At 68.6% G+C, this 17,676-nt stretch carries 12 protein-coding genes and 1 pseudogene; 9 read left to right on the top strand and 4 right to left on the bottom strand.

Annotated features, from left to right (window positions below; genetic code table 11):
- The first annotated feature begins 77 nt into the window (after positions 1-77).
- From CKW28_RS17075 to CKW28_RS17050, 6 genes and pseudogenes are all read left to right on the top strand, one after another.
- The gene (locus CKW28_RS17075) at positions 78-1,298 is read left to right on the top strand and encodes a nitrate/nitrite transporter (RefSeq protein ID WP_050811984.1); all 1,221 of its coding nucleotides are present in this window, start codon (positions 78-80) and stop codon (positions 1,296-1,298) included.
- Positions 1,295-4,984: a nitrate reductase subunit alpha gene (locus CKW28_RS17070; RefSeq protein ID WP_003926151.1), complete on the top strand. Its 3,690-nt coding sequence runs from the start codon at positions 1,295-1,297 to the stop codon at positions 4,982-4,984. Before CKW28_RS17075 ends, CKW28_RS17070 begins: the two co-directional genes overlap by 4 nt.
- Positions 4,985-5,019: 35 nt before the next feature.
- Positions 5,020-6,672, top strand: a complete 1,653-nt coding sequence (gene narH, locus CKW28_RS17065) for a nitrate reductase subunit beta (RefSeq protein ID WP_040547128.1) — start codon at positions 5,020-5,022, stop codon at positions 6,670-6,672.
- Positions 6,669-7,307 carry a nitrate reductase molybdenum cofactor assembly chaperone gene (gene narJ, locus CKW28_RS17060; RefSeq protein ID WP_003926149.1) on the top strand — a complete coding sequence of 213 codons (639 nt, stop codon included), beginning with the start codon at positions 6,669-6,671 and terminating at the stop codon, positions 7,305-7,307. Before narH ends, narJ begins: the two co-directional genes overlap by 4 nt.
- Positions 7,298-8,026: pseudogene (narI, locus tag CKW28_RS17055) on the top strand (respiratory nitrate reductase subunit gamma); the annotation flags it as partial. The gene narJ and the pseudogene narI, both read left to right, overlap by 10 nt.
- A 121-nt stretch (positions 8,027-8,147) precedes the next feature.
- Positions 8,148-9,485 carry an IS110 family RNA-guided transposase gene (locus CKW28_RS17050; protein WP_157997571.1) on the top strand — a complete coding sequence of 446 codons (1,338 nt, stop codon included), beginning with the start codon at positions 8,148-8,150 and terminating at the stop codon, positions 9,483-9,485.
- A gap of 273 nt (positions 9,486-9,758) precedes the next feature.
- Here the strand turns inward: CKW28_RS17050 and CKW28_RS17045 are convergent, their stop codons facing one another.
- The 3 genes from CKW28_RS17045 to CKW28_RS17035 form a co-directional block, all read right to left on the bottom strand.
- Positions 9,759-10,022, bottom strand: coding sequence for a hypothetical protein (locus CKW28_RS17045; protein ID WP_003926060.1), 264 nt, complete (start codon positions 10,020-10,022; stop codon positions 9,759-9,761).
- Positions 10,023-10,099: 77 nt separating this feature from the next.
- Positions 10,100-10,624: a DUF488 domain-containing protein gene (locus CKW28_RS17040; protein ID WP_003926059.1), complete on the bottom strand. Its 525-nt coding sequence runs from the start codon at positions 10,622-10,624 to the stop codon at positions 10,100-10,102.
- An 81-nt stretch (positions 10,625-10,705) separates the two neighbouring features.
- Positions 10,706-11,146: a DoxX family membrane protein gene (locus CKW28_RS17035; RefSeq protein ID WP_003926058.1), complete on the bottom strand. Its 441-nt coding sequence runs from the start codon at positions 11,144-11,146 to the stop codon at positions 10,706-10,708.
- 89 nt (positions 11,147-11,235) lie between these two features.
- Here CKW28_RS17035 and CKW28_RS17030 point away from each other — a divergent pair, with 89 nt between their 5' ends.
- The 3 genes from CKW28_RS17030 (at position 11,236) to CKW28_RS17015 (ending at position 16,002) form a co-directional block, all read left to right on the top strand.
- A complete protein-coding gene (locus CKW28_RS17030) occupies positions 11,236-11,910 on the top strand; it encodes a helix-turn-helix transcriptional regulator (protein ID WP_003926057.1) in 675 nt (224 codons plus the stop codon).
- 213 nt (positions 11,911-12,123) lie between these two features.
- Entirely contained in the window at positions 12,124-14,001 is a 1,878-nt protein-coding gene (gene typA, locus CKW28_RS17020; RefSeq protein ID WP_003926056.1) for a translational GTPase TypA, read from the top strand.
- A 171-nt stretch (positions 14,002-14,172) separates the two neighbouring features.
- A complete protein-coding gene (locus tag CKW28_RS17015; RefSeq protein ID WP_085975133.1) occupies positions 14,173-16,002 on the top strand; it encodes an ABC transporter family substrate-binding protein in 1,830 nt (609 codons plus the stop codon).
- A 132-nt stretch (positions 16,003-16,134) separates the two neighbouring features.
- Here CKW28_RS17015 and CKW28_RS17010 read toward each other — a convergent pair whose 3' ends face one another.
- Positions 16,135-17,448, bottom strand: a complete 1,314-nt coding sequence (locus CKW28_RS17010) for a hypothetical protein (protein ID WP_003926054.1) — start codon at positions 17,446-17,448, stop codon at positions 16,135-16,137.
- Positions 17,449-17,676 lie beyond the last annotated feature (228 nt).

Here is a 17,676-nt window from a genome sequence, read left to right as displayed (position 1 = left end):
TGACGAACCCGGGCAACCGGGTAACGGTTACGCTAATCGGCCGGAAATCGCCGCCTAAGGGTGGTTACCTAGGGACGGTGAGGACGGTGACGGCGCCGCGCGCCGGCGCACGACAAGGGTGGAACCTCGCGCTGGCGACGTGGGTGTCCGCCATCAACTTCTGGGCCTGGAACATGATCGGCCCGCTGTCCACCACCTACGCCGTCGACATCTCGCTCAGCAGCGCCGAGGCGTCGATGCTGGTGGCCACCCCGATTCTGGTGGGCGCGGTGGGCCGCATCGTCGTCGGATCGCTGACCGACCGGTACGGCGGCCGGGCGATGTTCATCGCGATCACGCTCGCCTCGATCGTGCCGGTGCTGGCCGTCGGCGCCGCCGGTGCGGCCGGGTCCTACCCGCTGTTGCTGGTGTTCGGATTCTTCCTGGGCATCGCCGGCACGATCTTCGCGGTCGGCATCCCGTTCGCCAACAACTGGTACGCCCCGTCCCGGCGCGGATTCGCCACCGGCGTGTTCGGCATGGGCATGGTCGGCACCGCGTTGTCGGCGTTCTTCACCCCGCGCTTCGTCGAGTCGTTCGGGCTGTTCACCACCCACGTCATCATCGCCGTCGCGCTGGGCCTCACCGCCCTGCTGTGCCTGGTCGCGATGCATGACTCGCCGGACTTCACCCCGAACACCGAGCGGGTGCTGCCCAAGCTCAAGGCCGCCGCCAGACTCCCGGTCACCTGGGAGATGTCGATCCTCTACGCGATCGTGTTCGGCGGATTCGTGGCGTTCAGCAACTATCTGCCCACCTACATCCGACTGATCTACGACTTCGACCCCGTGGACGCCGGGGCCCGTACCGCCGGCTTCGCGCTGGCCGCCGTGCTGGCCCGGCCGGTCGGCGGCGCGCTGGCCGACCGGTTCGCGCCCAAGTACGTGGTGCTGGTGTCGTTCGGCGGCACCGCGGCGGCGGCGACCGTGGCGTCGCTCAAGCCGCCCCCGGATTTCTGGTCGGCGGTCACCTTCATCTCCCTGGCGCTGTTCCTGGGCATCGGCACCGGCGGGGTGTTCGCCTGGGTGGCCCGCCGCGCGCCGGCGAACGCGGTCGGATCGGTGACCGGAATCGTCTCCGCCGCAGGCGGTTTGGGTGGCTACTTCCCGCCGCTGGTGATGGGGGCGACCTACGACTCGGCCGAGAACGACTACACGATCGGGCTGGCGCTGCTGGTGATGACCGCGCTGGCGGCATTCGCCTACACCGCGCTGAAGTTGCACGCCCGCGAACCCCAACCGAAGGAAGCGCCGCAGTGACCAGCCCACCGCGTGTCGGCGGCCCGATCGAGGACCTGCTGCAGCGCAGCGGACGGTTCTTCACCCCGGGTGACGTGTCCGACGACGGCCGCATCGTGCACCGGCGCGGCGGCCGCGAGGGCGATGTGTTCTACCGGGACCGGTGGAGCCACGACAAAGTGGTGCGCTCCACCCACGGCGTCAACTGCACCGGGTCGTGTTCGTGGAAGGTCTACGTCAAAGACGGGATCATCACCTGGGAGACCCAGGAGACCGACTATCCCAGCGTGGGGCCGGACCGCCCGGAGTACGAGCCGCGCGGCTGCCCCCGGGGTGCGGCGTTCTCCTGGTACACCTATTCGCCGACCCGGGTGCGCTACCCGTATGCCCGCGGAGTGCTGGTCGAGATGTACCGGGAAGCCAAGGCCCGGTTGACCGATCCGGTGCTGGCGTGGGCCGACATCCAGGCCGACCCGCAGCGGCGCCGCCGCTATCAGCAGGCCCGCGGCAAGGGCGGGCTGGTGCGGATCAGCTGGGCGGAGGCCACCGAGATGATCGCCGCCGCCCATGTGCACACCATCAAGACCCATGGGCCGGACCGGGTCGCCGGGTTCTCACCGATCCCGGCGATGTCGATGGTGTCTTTCGCGGCCGGGTCGCGGTTCATCGAACTGCTCGGCGGGGTGATGACGTCGTTCTACGACTGGTACGCCGACCTGCCGGTGGCCTCCCCGCAGGTGTTCGGCGATCAGACCGACGTGCCCGAGTCCGGTGACTGGTGGGACGCGGCCTATCTGATGATGTGGGGCTCCAACGTCCCGGTCACCCGCACCCCGGACGCGCACTGGATGGCCGAGGTGCGCTACCGCGGCACCAAGGTCGTCGCGGTCAGCCCGGACTACGCCGACAACACCAAGTTCGCCGACGAGTGGATGCCCTGCGCCGCCGGCACCGACGGCGCCATGGCGATGGCGATGGGTCATGTGATCCTCTCCGAATTCTTTGTCCGCAAGCAGGTTCCTTTCTTCACCGACTATGTGCGCCGCTACACCGACCTGCCGTTCCTGGTCAAACTCGAGGAGCGCGACGGCGCGCTGGTCCCCGGCAAGATGCTCACCGTGGCCGACCTCGGCGAGGTCTTCGGCCAGCACGAGAACGCCGCGTTCAAACCCATGCTGCTCGACGAGGCCACCGACACCGTCACGGTGCCCCACGGATCGCTGGGGTTCCGGTACGGCACCGACGGTGCGGGCAAGTGGAACCTCGACCTCGGGCCGGTGGTTCCGGCGTTGACGGTGCGTACCGGCGACGGTCCGGTCACCGAGGTGCGGCTGCCGTGCTTCGACAGCGTCGACGGGCACGGAACGACGGTCACCCGCGGTGTGCCGGTGCGTCACGTCGGCGATCACCGGGTCTGCACGGTGTTCGACCTGATGCTGGCCCAGTACGGCGTGAGCCGGCCAGGGCTGCCGGGAGACTGGCCGACCGGGTACGACGACGCGACCCGGCCCTACACGCCGGCCTGGCAGGAACCGATCACCGGGGTGTCGGCCGCCCAGGTGATCCGGATCGCCACCGAATTCGCCCGCAACGCCGAGGAATCCGGCGGCCGGTCGATGATCATCATGGGGGCCGGGATCTGCCAGTGGTTCCACGGCGACGCCACCTACCGGGCGGTGCTGGCGCTGCTGCTGCTGACCGGCTCGATGGGCCGCAACGGCGGCGGCTGGGCGCACTACGTCGGCCAGGAGAAATGCCGGCCGGTCACCGGGTGGGCGACCATGGCGATGGCCACCGACTGGTCGCGGCCACCGCGGCAGATGCCGGGCACCTCGTACTGGTACGTCCACACCGACCAGTGGAACTACGACGGATACCGGGCGGACGCGCTGGCCAGCCCGATCGGGCGGGGCCGGTTCCGCGGCAAGCACACCATGGACGTGCTGGCGTCGGCCACCGCGATGGGCTGGTCCCCGTTCTACCCACAGTTCGACCGGTCCAGCCTGGACATCGCCGACGAGGCCCGGGCCGCGGGCAAGGAGATCGGAGCCTACGTCTGTGAGCAACTGGCCTCCGGCGGGCTGAAACTGGCGGTCACCGACCCGGACGACCCGCGCAACTGGCCCCGCGTGCTCAGCGTGTGGCGGTCCAACCTTCTCGGCTCGTCGAGCAAGGGCAACGAATACTTCCTGCGCCACCTGTTGGGCACCGACTCCAATCTGCGGGCCACCCGGACGCCGGAAGCGTTGCGGCCCAACGACGTACGCAGCCCCGACGAGATTCCGGAAGGCAAGCTCGACCTGCTGATGTCGATCGACTTCCGGATGACCTCCACCACGTTGCTGTCCGACATCGTGCTGCCGGCCGCCACCTGGTACGAGAAGCACGACCTGTCCAGCACCGACATGCACCCCTATGTGCACGCGTTCAGTCCGGCGATCGACCCGCCGTGGGAAACCCGTTCGGACTACGACGCGTTCGGGGCGATTGCCCGGGCGTTCAGCGCGCTCGCCCGAAAGCACCTGGGCACCCGCACCGACGTGGTGCTCGGAGCGCTGCAGCACGACACACCGGGAGCGATGGCGTATGCCGGTGGCACCGAACGGGACTGGCGGGTCACCGGGGAGGTGCCGGTGCCCGGCAAGACGATCGGGCCGCTTGCGGTGGTGGAACGCGACTACACCGCGATCGCCGACAAGTGGGCCGCGCTGGGGCCGCTGGTGGAGGAGCTCGGGGTCACCACCAAGGGCGTCACCACGTGGCCGGTGCAGGAGGTCGCCGAACTGGCCAAGGCGTTCGGGGTGATGGACTCCGGGCCCGCCGCCGGACGGCCCGCGATCACCACCGCCGCCCGGATGGCCGAGGTGATCCTGGCGCTGTCGGGCACCTCCAACGGCCGGCTGGCCGTCGAGGGCTTCCGCGAGCTGGAGAAACGCACCGGACAACGGCTGGCGCAGCTGGCCGAGGGCAGCGAGGAGCGCCGCATCACGTTCGCCGACACCCAGGCCCGGCCGGTGCCGGTGATCACCAGCCCGGAGTGGTCCGGCAGCGAGACCGGCGGCCGGCGGTACGCGCCGTTCACCGTGAACATCGAGCATCTCAAGCCGTTTCACACCCTGACCGGCCGGATGCACTTCTACCTCGACCACGACTGGCTCGAGGAACTCGGCGAACAGTTGCCGGTGTACCGCCCACCGCTGGACATGGCCCGGCTGTTCGGCGCGCAGCAGATCGGCCACTCCGACGGGGTGGGGCTCACGGTGCGGTATCTGACCCCGCACTCGAAGTGGTCGATCCACTCGGAGTACCAGGACAACCTACTGATGCTGTCGCTGTCGCGGGGTGGGCCGACGATGTGGATGAGCCCGGCCGACGCCGCGAAAATCGGTGTCGCCGACAACGACTGGGTGGAGGCGGTCAACCCGAACGGGGTGCTGGTGTGCCGGGCGATCGTCAGCCACCGGATGCCGGAAGGGGTGGTCTACGTCTACCACGTGCAGGAACGCACCATCGACGTTCCGATCGCCGAGACCACCGGCAAGCGCGGGGGCATCCACAACTCGCTGACGAGGCTGCTGATCAAACCGAGCCACCTGGCCGGCGGGTATGCGCAGAACGCGTTCGCCTTCAACTATCTGGGCCCCACCGGGAATCAACGTGACGAGGTGACGGTGGTGCGTCGCCGCAGCCAGAGGGTGGTGTTCTGAATGCCGCCGCACGGAGCTCGCGAAGTGAGGTCTACATGAGAGTCATGACGCAGCTGGCGATGGTGATGAACCTCGACAAGTGCATCGGCTGCCATACCTGCTCGGTCACCTGCAAACAGGCGTGGACCAACCGGCCGGGGACCGAGTACGTCTGGTTCAACAACGTCGAAACCCGTCCCGGACAGGGCTATCCACGCACCTACGAGGATCAGGAACGCTGGCGCGGCGGCTGGGTCCGCGACCGCAGGGGCCGGCTGCGGCTGCGCGACGGGGGCCGGTTCGCCAAACTCCTGCGCATCTTCGCCAACCCGAAGATGCCGAGCATCAACGACTACTACGAGCCGTGGACCTACGACTACGACAACCTGCTGTCCGCACCGCTGGGTGATCAGATGCCGGTGGCCCCGCCACGCAGCCTGATCAGCGGTGCGCCGATGACCATCGAATGGTCGGCGAACTGGGACGACGACCTGGGCGGCTCCCCGGAGATCGTGCCGGATGATCCGGTGCTCAAGAAGGTCAACGAACAGGTCAAGCTGGAACTCGAACAGACGTTCATGTTCTACCTGCCGCGGATCTGCGAGCACTGCCTCAATCCGTCCTGTGTGGCGTCCTGCCCGTCCGGCGCGCTGTACAAGCGTTCCGAGGACGGCATCGTGCTCGTCGATCAGGACCGCTGCCGTGGCTGGCGCATGTGTGTGTCCGGATGTCCCTACAAGAAGGTCTATTTCAACCACAAGACCGGCAAGGCCGAGAAGTGCACCTTCTGCTATCCGCGGGTCGAGGTCGGACTGCCCACGGTGTGCTCGGAGACCTGCGTGGGCCGACTGCGCTACATCGGGCTGGTGCTCTACGACGCCGACGCGGTGACCGCGGCCGCGTCGGTGGAGAAGGAGACCGACCTCTACGAGGCGCAGAAGGCGCTGATCCTGGACCCGAACGACCCGCAGGTGATCGCCGCCGCCCGGGCCGAGGGCATCCCCGACGACTGGATCGAGGCGGCGCAACGCTCACCGGTGTACGCGCTCATCCACGAATATCAGGTTGCGCTGCCGCTGCATCCGGAATACCGCACCATGCCGATGGTGTGGTACATCCCGCCGCTGTCCCCGGTGGTCGACGCGGTCGCCCGGGACGGCCACGACGGTGAGGATCTGGGCAACCTGTTCGGCGCGCTGTCGGCGCTGCGCATCCCGATGCAGTACCTGGCCGGGTTGTTCACGGCCGGCGACACCGCCGTCGTGGAAGCGGCGCTGCGCCGGCTGGCCGCGATGCGCTCCTACATGCGCGACATCAACCTCGGCCGGCCGACCCAGCCGCACATCCCGGAGTCGGTCGGCCTCACCGAGGAGCAGGTCTACAACATGTACCGGCTGCTGGCCCTGGCGAAATACGATGAGCGGTACGTGATTCCGACCGCCTACCCGGCGACGGTGCCCGGTGCGGTGGAGGAGGCCGGCTGTTCGCTGGACTTCGAGGGCGGCCCCGGCATGTACGAGTCGGGACCGTTCGGCGAGGCCAGCGGCGATCCGGTGCCGGTGGCGGTGGAGACGTTCCACGCGCTGCGGCACCGCCAGACCTCCGGTGGGATGGCGGCCAACGCGTCCCGGCCGTCCCGGGTCAACCTGCTCAACTGGGACGGCCGTGGCGTGCCGGCCGGCATGTTCCCGGACGCGGAGTCGACATGAGGCTGGTGCGCCGGGGCCGGCCGGCCACCGACCACCGACTGGGCTGGCAGTGCGCCTCGCTGCTGCTGAGCTACCCGGACGCCGATTCCCTGCGGATGGCCGACGAGATGCTGGTGCACCTCGACGGGCCGGTGGCCGAGGGGCTTTCGGCCACCGCGGCGGCGCTGCGCGAGCTCGATCCGATGCGGGCCGCCCAGCTGTACGTGGACACCTTCGATCTCAAGCGGCGCTGCACGATGTATTTGACCTACTGGACCGACGGCGACACCCGCAACCGGGGCAATGCGCTGCTGGCGTTCGCGCAGGCCTACCGGGCCGCCGGGGTGGAACCGCCGGCCCGGGAGCTTCCCGATCACCTGCCGGTGGTGCTGGAGTTCGCCGCCACCGTCGATCCGGACGGCGGGCGGCGGCTGCTCACCGGGCACCGGGTGCCGATCGAGGTGCTGCACCGGGCGTTGGCCGAGACCGCATCCCCGTACGCGTCGACGGTGGCCGCGGTGCTGTCGACGCTGCCGCCGGTCACCGACGCCGAGAGGCAGCGCGCGCAGCGGCTCGCGACCGCCGGCCCGCCCGCCGAGGCCGTGGGGCTGGAGCCGTTCACCCTGACCGTGCCGCCCCGCCGGGAGGAGACCTGATGTCGCCGCTGTTCTGGAACGTGGTGCCGTATGTGACGTTGGCGGTCGTCGCCGTCGGCATCTGGTGGCGTTACCGCTACGACAAGTTCGGCTGGACCACCCGCTCGTCGCAGCTGTATGAGTCACGGTTGCTGCGCATCGGCAGCCCGATGTTCCATTTCGGCATCCTGGTGGTGATCGTCGGCCACATCATCGGCCTGGTCATCCCGAAGTCGTGGACGTCGGCGATCGGGTTGAGCCAGCACGCCTATCACATTCAGGCGCTGGTGCTCGGGGGTATCGCCGGGGTCTGCACGTTGACCGGCATCGTGCTGCTGGTGTACCGGCGCCGCACCACCGGACCGGTGTTCCTGGCCACCACCGTCAACGACAAGGTGATGTATCTGGTGCTGGTGATGGCGATCGTCGCGGGACTGGCGTGCACCCTGATCGGTGCGACGCCGGTCGGGGCCGATCACAACTACCGCGAGACGGTGTCGCCGTGGTTCCGGTCGATCTGGGTGTTGCAACCGCGCGGCGATCTGATGGTGCAGGCGCCGGCCTGGTTCCAGATCCATGTGGTCATCGCGTTGGTGCTGTTCTGCCTGTGGCCATTCACCCGGCTGGTGCATGTGTTCAGCGCACCGATCGGATACCTGTTCCGGCCCTACATCGTCTACCGCAGCCGCGAGGCGACCAGGGAGCTCGTCGGCAGTCATGCCCCGCGCCGCGGCTGGTGACCGCCCAACTGCCGCGAGCGTCCGTAGTAAGAGAGCTATGCGGCGTGTTGGTGATGAAAGTGGCGACGCCCTCCTGATGTCGTTGACGGGTTCGAGTCCCAATGACATGGAGGAGGGCGTCGTGTCCAAGGGTAGTGGTCTGTCGCGTGGTGACAAGCGCCGTAATGCCAAGTTGGCCGAGCTGCGGCGGCTGGTGCCGGCCGATCATGTGATCGTCGGTATTGATCTGGCGGATAAGAAGCAGGCGGTGGTGGTGTGTGATCACGATTCGCAGGTGCTGGCCCGCAAGACGGTGAAGGCTCGGGCGTGGGAATTGGGTCCTGTGCTGGAGTGGGCGCAGCGCGTGGCGCACAAGCATGGGTTCTGTGGTGTGACGGTGGGGTGTGAGCCGACCGGGCATCGCTGGATGGTGCTCAATCAGCTTGCCACTCAACGCGATATGACGTTGATGTGTGTGAACCCGATGTTGGTGGGTCGGGCACGTGAAGCTGAGGACTACACCCGTGACAAAAGCGATGACAAGGATGCGATGTTGATCGCGCGGCTGGTGGCCCAGCTGCATTGTTACCGCCCCGAGCGTGCTGAGGAGACGTGGGCGCGGCTGCGCCAGCTGGGAGCGCGCCGTGAGCGGCTGGTCACCGAGGCCACTGCGTGTGTGCAGCAGCTGCGCGACCTGCTGGAGTGCGTCTGGCCGGGGGTGCTGGAGGCGGCGGCGGATCCCTTCGGTTCGAGCAACTGGTGTGCGGCTGTGGCGGTGGTGCTCGACCGCTGTGACGGCCGCCCGGAACGGCTCAAGGGACGTGGGCTGGCACGGTTTGAGGCCGCGGTGGTTCGCGAGCTGGGCCGTTGGGGTGGTCAGCGGCGGCGTCGGGCCATCATCGAGGCGGTCTTCGTCGCGCTGGTCGACCCGGCCGGGGTGATGGTCCAACGCCGCGGTGTACTGGAGCGGGCCCGCTGGGTGCTTTCTGATTGGCGCGCGGCCAGCATCCGGCTGGCCGAGGTGGAAGCCCGCATGGTTGAGGTGCTCGACGAACTCGAGCTGACCGAGTTGGTCACCAGCATCCCCGGAGTCTCGGCGGTGGGAGCGGCGGCGATGTTGGCCGAAACCGGCGATCCCACCCGTTTTGACAGCCCTCGCGCGCTGGTCAAACATGCCGGGCTGTGCCCACGCGACAACGCCAGCGGCACCTTCAACGGCCGAGCGCGGATCTCCCGGCGTGGCCGACCCCGGCTGCGGCTGGCCGCCTGGCGCGCGACATGGGGTGCCCTTCAACATAATCCGGTGATGCTCGCTCGCTACCGGTATCTGACGACCCGCGACGACAACAAGCTCACCGACGGCCAGGCCCGAGCAGCGATCGCTGCGGCGTTGCTGCGTTGGCTGCATGTCGTGGTCACCCAGCGGGTGCGCTGGGATGGCGCCATCGCCGCCGCGCAGGTGATGCCCGTGGCCGCTTAACCAAGCCACTCGAATAACCACGGTTGGGGCCAAGCTCCAAGCGCCCCTGAGGCACCACTTGGTGACCTCGCCAGACACCATGAGCAGGCCCCGCCCGTCCTCACCGAACTCGGTTGCACGCAGTTGGGTACCAAACCCGTTTGATGACTACGTAGAGACGAGGACCGGGCAGAGCCCCCCAACCCCTTGACAAAAACCACTTACGAAGGTGTCTGCACCCCGACACGCCGCCACGGGCGTACATTCGCGGACGCTCGTGGCAGGTGACGGGCGCTAATACCGCAGCGGGTCGTCGACGATCGGCTTCTGATGTGGGTGCCGCACCGAGTACAGCGGATGGGTCAGCATCGGATGCCGGCAGTGCACACAGGACGGCCGCGGATCACGCTCCGACGACAGCGTCAGGTGGTGGCAGCCGCTGCACCGGACGATGTAGACCCCGCCGAGCCAGCCCAGCAGGCCGATGAAGAACCCGAGAAATGTCGCCAGCACCAGGGCTGCGGCCAACGCCGCGGTGAACCATTCGAAGACCGTCATGAGGTACCTCCAACTGGCTTGCGACCATCTGACGGATACCCCCACCCTACGCCGCAAATGAGCCGGTCAGGAGGCGTTCAGCCGTCCCAGACCAGCCGGCCGCGGGGCTGGAGGCGGGCGCCTTCGGACGGCGGGTGTCCGACCAGCCGGCCGTCGTGCATGAGGTGGCGAACCGGCCGGGAATGCGCCAGCACCACGACGTCGGCGACCAGACGGCGATGGCACCGCCACCACACCGCCTCGCTGCACATCATCGCGGTGCGCTGCTGTTCGGCCTGGGCCAGCAGGTCCGCCAGCCCCCCGGCGAACTCCGGGGTGCGGGTGTGGGCCGCATAGGCGGCGAATTGCTCGACGCGCCACCAGGAATCGAGCACCGGGGAGTCGGCCGGGAGCCGGCGGCGCCCACCCAGCCGGGCGTCCCAGCGGTAGTGGATGCCGGCGGCGGGCAGCCACTGCGCCATCGCCTCGCCCGCGACATCCGGGTTGCGCCGGCTACCCGGATAGCGGCGGATGTCGACCACCGCGTCGATCCCGGCGTCGCGCAGCAGCGTCAACAACCCGGGGCGGTCCAGGGCGCCGTGCCCCACCGATATCAGCTCCATGTGGACTCCATTCAACCCGGCCGTCCCGCGCGGAACACCCGCCGACCGGGGAGTCGGCGGGTGTGGAGGGGTCTGACCGGACTATCCGCGGTGCACCGGCGGGTCGTACACCGACGCGAGGCGGCCCAGCGCCAACGCGCCGAGCAGCAGACCGAGGTCGCGCAGTGCCACGTCGTAAAAACCCGGATAGCTGAGCAGGTTGATGATGATGCCGGCCAGCCAGGCCGCGACGACGTACGCGGCGTAGCGCGGTGTGAGGGCGACGGCGACACCGGCGACGATCTCGATCACGCCGACGACGATCATCGTGCCGGTCGCGCCGAACGGACTGAGGCTGACGATCCACGGCGCCAGGTACCCGGTCCAGTCGGTCAGCACATTGGTGAACTTGTCCAGCCCCATCACGATCGGCAGCACCGTGAAGCCGATCCGCAACAGCAGAAACACGCCGTAGGCGGGATCCTCGGTGGCACGGCGAAGTACCGGTGCGTCGGATGCGGGCGTTGCTGAGGTGGCCATCATCCTCATCTCCTTCTATCGATAACGGATGATGTTTTTAGAATCCTCCCGGCCGATGTGATTGTCAATACTTTTTGGTGTTAGAATTGGGTATGGCGATCGGCGGCTCGCACGACAGCGTTGCGGTAGCGGCTCTGAGCAGCCTGGACGATCCGTTGCGCCGGCAGATGTACGAGTTCGTGGCCGACGCCGACGGTCCGGTGTCCCGCGAGGAGGCCGCGGCCGCGGCCGGGGTCGGCCGCACGCTGGCCGCCTACCACCTGGACAAACTGGCCGAGGCCGGCCTGCTGACGGTCAGCTATCAGCGTCCCCCGGGCCGCAGCGGTCCGGGCGCCGGACGGCCCGCGAAGGTGTACACGCCGTCGGCCCGGGAGGTCAGCGTCTCGGTTCCGCCGCGCGCATACGAGTTCCTGGCGCGGCTGATCGTCGAGGCCGCCGAGCGCGACGACCACGTGCGGACGACGGTGAACGAGACCGCCTACGACGCCGGACGGCGGGTCGGCGCCGACGCCGCGGGCGATCTGATCGCGGCGCTGCGCAGCTGTGGTTACCGTCCGGCCGTGAGCGACGACGACACCGTCATCCTGCGCAACTGTCCGTTCCATGCGGTGGCCGAGGACCACACCGAGGTGGTGTGCGGGCTGAACCTGCGGTTGATCGAGGGCATCGTCGAGGGCAGCCGGGATCGCACCGCCCGCCCGCGCCTGGAGCCGCATCCAACCCGGTGCTGTGTCGTCGTGCACCGACGCGCGGCAAGCCGGTCATGACCTTCGGGCGCGCTTGAACACCTTCTGTAAGTCCTTGCCGCGCATACCGTCGCGCTCGGCCTCGCGGACCTTCGACACCACCACCGGGCACCGTTTACAGCGGGGTTTACTCCGGCAGCACTTCTTTTTCGGCTTGAGGCCGGCGAGCTTCTTCGACTTCACCCGACCTTCCGCGGTTTTTCATTCGGGTACTCACGCTGACACAATTTCGGAGTGAACTTCCGGAACGTCGCCATCGTCGCACATGTGGACCACGGCAAAACGACGCTGGTCGACGCCATGCTGCGGCAGTCCGGCGCGCTCAAGGCCCGCGGGGACGACACCACCGAACGCATCATGGACTCCGGTGACCTGGAGCGGGAAAAAGGCATCACGATCCTGGCCAAGAACACCGCGGTACACCGTCATCACCCCGACGGCAGCGTCACTGTGATCAACGTCATCGACACCCCCGGCCACGCCGACTTCGGCGGTGAGGTGGAACGCGGCCTGTCCATGGTCGACGGGGTGCTGCTGCTGGTCGACGCCTCGGAGGGCCCGCTGCCGCAGACCCGGTTCGTCCTGCGCAAGGCGCTGGCCGCGCACCTGCCGGTGATCCTGGTGGTCAACAAGACCGACCGGCCCGACGCCCGGATCGCCGAGGTGGTCGAGGCCAGCCACGACCTGCTGCTCGACGTCGCCGCCGATCTCGACGAGCAGGCCCAACAGGCCGCCGAACACGCGCTGGGCCTGCCCACGCTGTACGCCTCGGGCCGTGCCGGCATCGCCAGCACCACCCCGCCGCCGGACGGCCGGGTTCCGGACGGCACCAACCTCGACCCGCTGTTCGACGTGCTGCTCGAGCACATCCCGCCGCCGTCCGGCGACCCCGATCAACCACTGCAGGCGCTGGTGACGAACCTCGACGCGTCGTCGTTCCTGGGCCGGCTGGCGCTGGTGCGGATCGCCAACGGCCGGTTGCGCAAAGGCCAGCAGGTGGCGTGGATCCGCGAGGGCGAGACCACCCAGGCCAAGATCACCGAACTGCTGGTCACCGTCGGGGTGGAGCGCAGCCCGACCACCGAGGCGCAGGCCGGGGACATCGTCGCGGTCGCCGGTCTGCCCGACATCATGATCGGGGACACTCTGGCCGATCCGGAGCATCCGGTGGCCCTGCCGCGCATCGCCGTCGACGAGCCGGCCATCTCGGTCACCATCGGCACCAACACGTCGCCACTGGCCGGCAAGGTGTCCGGCCACAAGCTGACCGCGCGGATGGTCAAGTCGCGACTGGACAGCGAACTGGTCGGCAATGTGTCGATCCGGGTGGTCGACATCGGCCGTCCCGACGCGTGGGAGGTGCAGGGCCGCGGCGAGCTCGCGCTGGCCGTGCTGGTCGAGACCATGCGCCGGGAGGGTTTCGAGCTGACCGTGGGCAAGCCGCAGGTGGTGACCAAGACCATCGACGGCAAGCTGCATGAACCGTACGAGGCGTTGACGATCGACTGCCCAGAGGAGTTCGTCGGCTCGATCACCCAGATGATGGCCGCCCGCAAAGGCCGGATGGAGCACATGGTCAACCACGCCGCCGGCTGGGTGCGGATGGACTACACGATCCCCAGCCGCGGGCTGATCGGCTTCCGCACCGATTTCCTCACCGAGACCCGCGGCACCGGCATCGCCCACGCGGTGTTCGACGGTTACCGGCCGTGGGCGGGGGAGATCCGGGCCCGGCGCAGCGGCTCGCTGGTGTCCGACCGCGCGGGCCAGGTGACGGCGTACGCACTGCTGCAGTTGGCCGACCGCGGAACGTTCTTCGTCGAGCCGGGGGACGAGACCTACGAGGGCATGGTGGTCGGCGTGAACCCTCGCGCCGAAGACCTCGACGTGAACGTCACCCGCGAGAAGAAGCTGACCAACATGCGGGCGTCGACGGCGGAGGTGATGGAGACGCTGGCCAAGCCGATCCAGCTGGACCTCGAACGCGCGATGGAGTTCTGCGCGGCCGACGAATGCGTCGAGGTCACCCCGGAGAGCATCCGGGTGCGCAAGGTGGAACTCAGCGCGACGGCCCGGGCGCGGGCCCGGTCGCGGGCCAAGGCGCGGGCGTGAGGCGTCTGTTCGCGGGACTGCCCTGAGGCAGGGGCCCGGTCGCACATCTCCCACGGTGCCGCCGCCCAACCGCGAGTCAGCGCCGTCGCGGCGGTCAGGCCGTCACCGGCGGATACCCTGTTCTGCGTGCCTGCCCGTCCTCTCCGCATCGTCGCTGCGCTGTCGGCGCTGATGATGTTCGCGGCGGCATGCACGGTCAGCCCGCCGCCGGCGCCGCAGAGCACCGAGACGAACGATCCGCCACCACCGCCGCCACCTGCGAAAACGATGCAGGTCATCATGGCGATCGACTCGATCGGGCCGGGCTTCAACCCGCATCTGCTGTCGGATCAGTCACCGGTCAACGCGGCGGTGGCGGCGCTGGTGCTGCCGAGCGCGTTCCGGCCGATCCCGGACCACACCTCGCCGACCGGGTCGCGCTGGGAACTCGATCCCACCCTGCTGGTGTCGGCGGAGGTGACCAACGAGGATCCGTTCACCGTCACCTATCAGATCCGGCCGGAGGCGCAGTGGACCGACAACGCCCCGATCGGAGCGGATGACTTCTGGTACCTGTGGCGGCAGATGGTGAGCCATCCCGGGGTGGTGGACCCGGCCGGCTATGACCTGATCACCGGGGTGCAGTCGTTGAACGGCGGCAAGACGGCGGTGGTGACCTTCTCCCAGCCCTACCCGGCGTGGCGGGAACTGTTCTACAACATCCTGCCCGCGCACATCGTCAAGGACGTACCGGGCGGGTTCGGAGCCGGGTTGGCGCAGGCGCTGCCGGTGACCGGCGGGCAGTTCCGGGTGGAGAACATCGACCCCCAGCGGGACGAGATCCTGCTGGCCCGCAATGACCGGTACTGGGGTGAGCCGGCCAAACCCGACCAGGTGTTGTTCCGGCGGGGCGGGCCGACCGCTGCGCTGGCCGACTCGATCCGCAACGGCGACACCCAGGTCGCCCAGGTGCACGGCGGGGCGGCCGCATACGCGCAGTTGAACGCGATTCCCGACGTGCGCACGGAGCGTATCGTCACGCCCCGGGTGATGCAGGTGACGCTGCGGGCGCAGCAGCCGCACCTGGCGGACCGGCAGGTGCGCAAAGCGATCCTGGGACTGCTCGACGTGGATCTCCTGGCCGCGGTGGCCGCCGGTGACGACAACACCGTGACGTTGGCGCAGGCGCTGGTCCGCGCGCCGTCGGATCCCGGCTATGAGCCGACGGCGCCGCCGGCCATGAGTCGCGAGTCCGCGCTGCAGTTGCTGCTCGACGCCGGCTACGAGATCGAGCCGCTGCCGAGTCCGGATCCCGCACCCCCCGGCGCTCCACCACCCGTACCGAACCGCGGACGCGTCGTGAAGGACGGCGCGCCGCTGACGATGGTGTTCGGCGCCGCGGCCAACGATCCGACCTCGGTGGCGGTCGCCAACACCGCCGCCGACCAGCTCCGCAGTGTCGGCATCGAGGCGTCGGTGCTGGCGCTGGATCCCGTTGCGTTGTACGGCGAAGCGTTGACCAACAACCGGGTCGACGCGGTGGTGGGCTGGCGGCGGGCCGGTGGCGATCTGGCGACGGTGTTGGCGTCGCGGTACGGCTGCCGGGCGTTGGAGGCCACCCCGGTGCCGACGGTGCCGAGCACCGCCGAACCGACCGAAGACGGAAAGCCACCGTCCCCGCCGACGGATCAGACGCCGACGGCCACCCCGACCACCTCTGCGCCGCCGCCCCCACCGGAACCCGAGAATCAGGAGTTGGTGCAGGCGCCGTCGAACCTCACCGGGATCTGTGACCGCAGCATCCAGCCCCGGATCGACGCCGCGTTGGACGGCACCGCCGACATCGGCGAGGTGATCGACGCGGTGGAGCCGCGGTTGTGGGAGATGGCGACGGTGCTGCCGATCATGCAGGACACCACGATCGTGGCGGCCGGACCGTCGGTGCGGGGCGTCAACCTGTCCGGAGCGGTGCCGGTGGGCATCGTCGGTGACGCCGGCAAGTGGGCCAAAGTGCCGCAATAGACGGCATTTTGGGCGGTATGTGGCAACCGCTGCTGGACGGGGGCGTGCACTGGCCCACCTCGGAGCGACAAACGACAGCAGTAGGCCCCCTCTGGTGAGAGGGGGCCTACGCGGTGGAGCTGTGGTTACCGGTTACTCGTCGCTTCCGCCGGTGCTGCTGGCAGCGGACGCTTTCGCGGTCGCCTTCTTGACGCCGGCGCGCAACGTGGACTGCCCGGCCTTGTTCGAGCCCGAGTCGGCCGAGGTGTCACCGGCGGTGGTGGCGGGGGTGGCCTTGTTGCCGTCGCTCAGGTCGGTTCCACCGTTGGCGTTCTTAGCGGAGTCGTCCTCGAGGCCGTCGTCGCCTTCCGTCGCAGCTGCCGGATCGAGCGATTCGGTCGCCCCAGTGGTGGCCTCTTCGGTGGCCACGGTGGTGGGGACCCCGTCAACGGCTGCGGACTTCTTGGGCTCGCCGGCAACGGGATTCTCGACGGCCGTCGACAGTTCTGTCGTCAGGTTGACCGTCCTGAAGTTCTCACCGGGCACGCTCGTCACAGCGGCGACAGCGTCGACTTCCTCTTCGGCTTTCACTTCGGCTTTCGCAGCCATCGGTGCGGCCGCGCTCGCTGCGGCGATCTGCTCCACTGGCTGCAATGCGTCCGCAATCGCGTTGCGGATGCCGAGCAGCGTGGCTATGGGGCCACCGATGGGCGCCGTCGCCGGGGTGAGCAGGCCCGGCAGCGGAAGGAACCCGAGAAGCGCTCCGGACCCGTTCAGCACCGCGTCGATGAGTACGGCGGGTGTGCTCGCCACGGCATTGAGCACCGCGATCGGATCTCCGGCGAGAACGCCGTCGAGGACCGCCTGGCCGCTGGTCACAAACCCGTCCACGGCGGAGAGAACGGGGCCGGCGAAGCCCAGCAGAGTCGGCAGCATGGCGTCGACGTCGAGCACTGCTGACACCGCCCTCGCAAAATTGTCGGCGGTGTTGGTGATGATCATGCTGCCCGCGACGAGCGGGACGATCATCCCGAGCGCGGCCGGGATGATGCCCATCATGAAGGCGTCGACGGCGCCCTTCAGGTCGCCCTGAGTGAGCAGGGCGAATGCCTCTTCCAGCGCACCGGGCAGTGCTTCGACGCCCTGGAGGAGGAATCCCAACGCCTCGTCGAGCGCCGAGCCGATCAGCTGACCGTTGGCGATCTGGTTCTGGAGGATCTTGACGAGGACCGGCGCGGGATCTGCCGCGAACTGCCCGCCGAGCCCTTGCAGGCTGCCGATCGTGTTCGCGATCAGCTCCCCGTAGGCGACGACGGGATCTCCGGGATTCGAGATGGCGGACAGCGCTACCGCCTGTCTGGATACTTGTATGTCGGCCGGTGGGGGTGCCACAGGGGTCACAGCTATGACGCCGGCGCCCACGAGGGCGACACCGGCCGTCGCGTACGGACGGATCGATGCGAGCATGAAACGACTCCTTCCAGCCGTTCACAGATGTCGGACACGCCTGAACTTACCTCACGGTAAATAATTTGCGGCGCAAATCTGGGAAAAAGCTGAGAAATTCTCAGTAGAGCGGCGGCTCTGAACTGCCGTGGCGGTGGTGGTGGGAATTTCCGGCTGTCCGAGATGATCCGTCGCGTGTGCGACGGGAAAACTGGCCGAGACGCGAGTGGCCCCGTCCCCGTGGGTCTT

It is taken from the genome of Mycolicibacterium thermoresistibile, from assembly GCF_900187065.1.
In the GTDB taxonomy this organism is placed as follows: domain Bacteria; phylum Actinomycetota; class Actinomycetes; order Mycobacteriales; family Mycobacteriaceae; genus Mycobacterium; species Mycobacterium thermoresistibile.
The sequence above is the reverse complement of the archived record's forward strand: the minus strand, read 5'-3'. Positions and strand labels throughout refer to the sequence as shown.

Excerpts from the sequence above, each read along its gene's own strand:
- narH (WP_040547128.1), top strand. The coding sequence starts at position 5,020 with ATGAGAGTCATGACGCAGCTGGCGATGGTGATGAACCTCGACAAGTGC.
- narJ (WP_003926149.1), top strand. The coding sequence starts at position 6,669 with ATGAGGCTGGTGCGCCGGGGCCGGCCGGCCACCGACCACCGACTGGGC.
- CKW28_RS17045 (WP_003926060.1), bottom strand. The coding sequence starts at position 10,022 with ATGACGGTCTTCGAATGGTTCACCGCGGCGTTGGCCGCAGCCCTGGTG.
- CKW28_RS17040 (WP_003926059.1), bottom strand. The coding sequence starts at position 10,624 with ATGGAGCTGATATCGGTGGGGCACGGCGCCCTGGACCGCCCCGGGTTG.
- CKW28_RS17035 (WP_003926058.1), bottom strand. The coding sequence starts at position 11,146 with ATGATGGCCACCTCAGCAACGCCCGCATCCGACGCACCGGTACTTCGC.
- CKW28_RS17030 (WP_003926057.1), top strand. The coding sequence starts at position 11,236 with ATGGCGATCGGCGGCTCGCACGACAGCGTTGCGGTAGCGGCTCTGAGC.
- CKW28_RS17015 (WP_085975133.1), top strand. The coding sequence starts at position 14,173 with ATGATGTTCGCGGCGGCATGCACGGTCAGCCCGCCGCCGGCGCCGCAG.
- CKW28_RS17010 (WP_003926054.1), bottom strand. The coding sequence starts at position 17,448 with ATGCTCGCATCGATCCGTCCGTACGCGACGGCCGGTGTCGCCCTCGTG.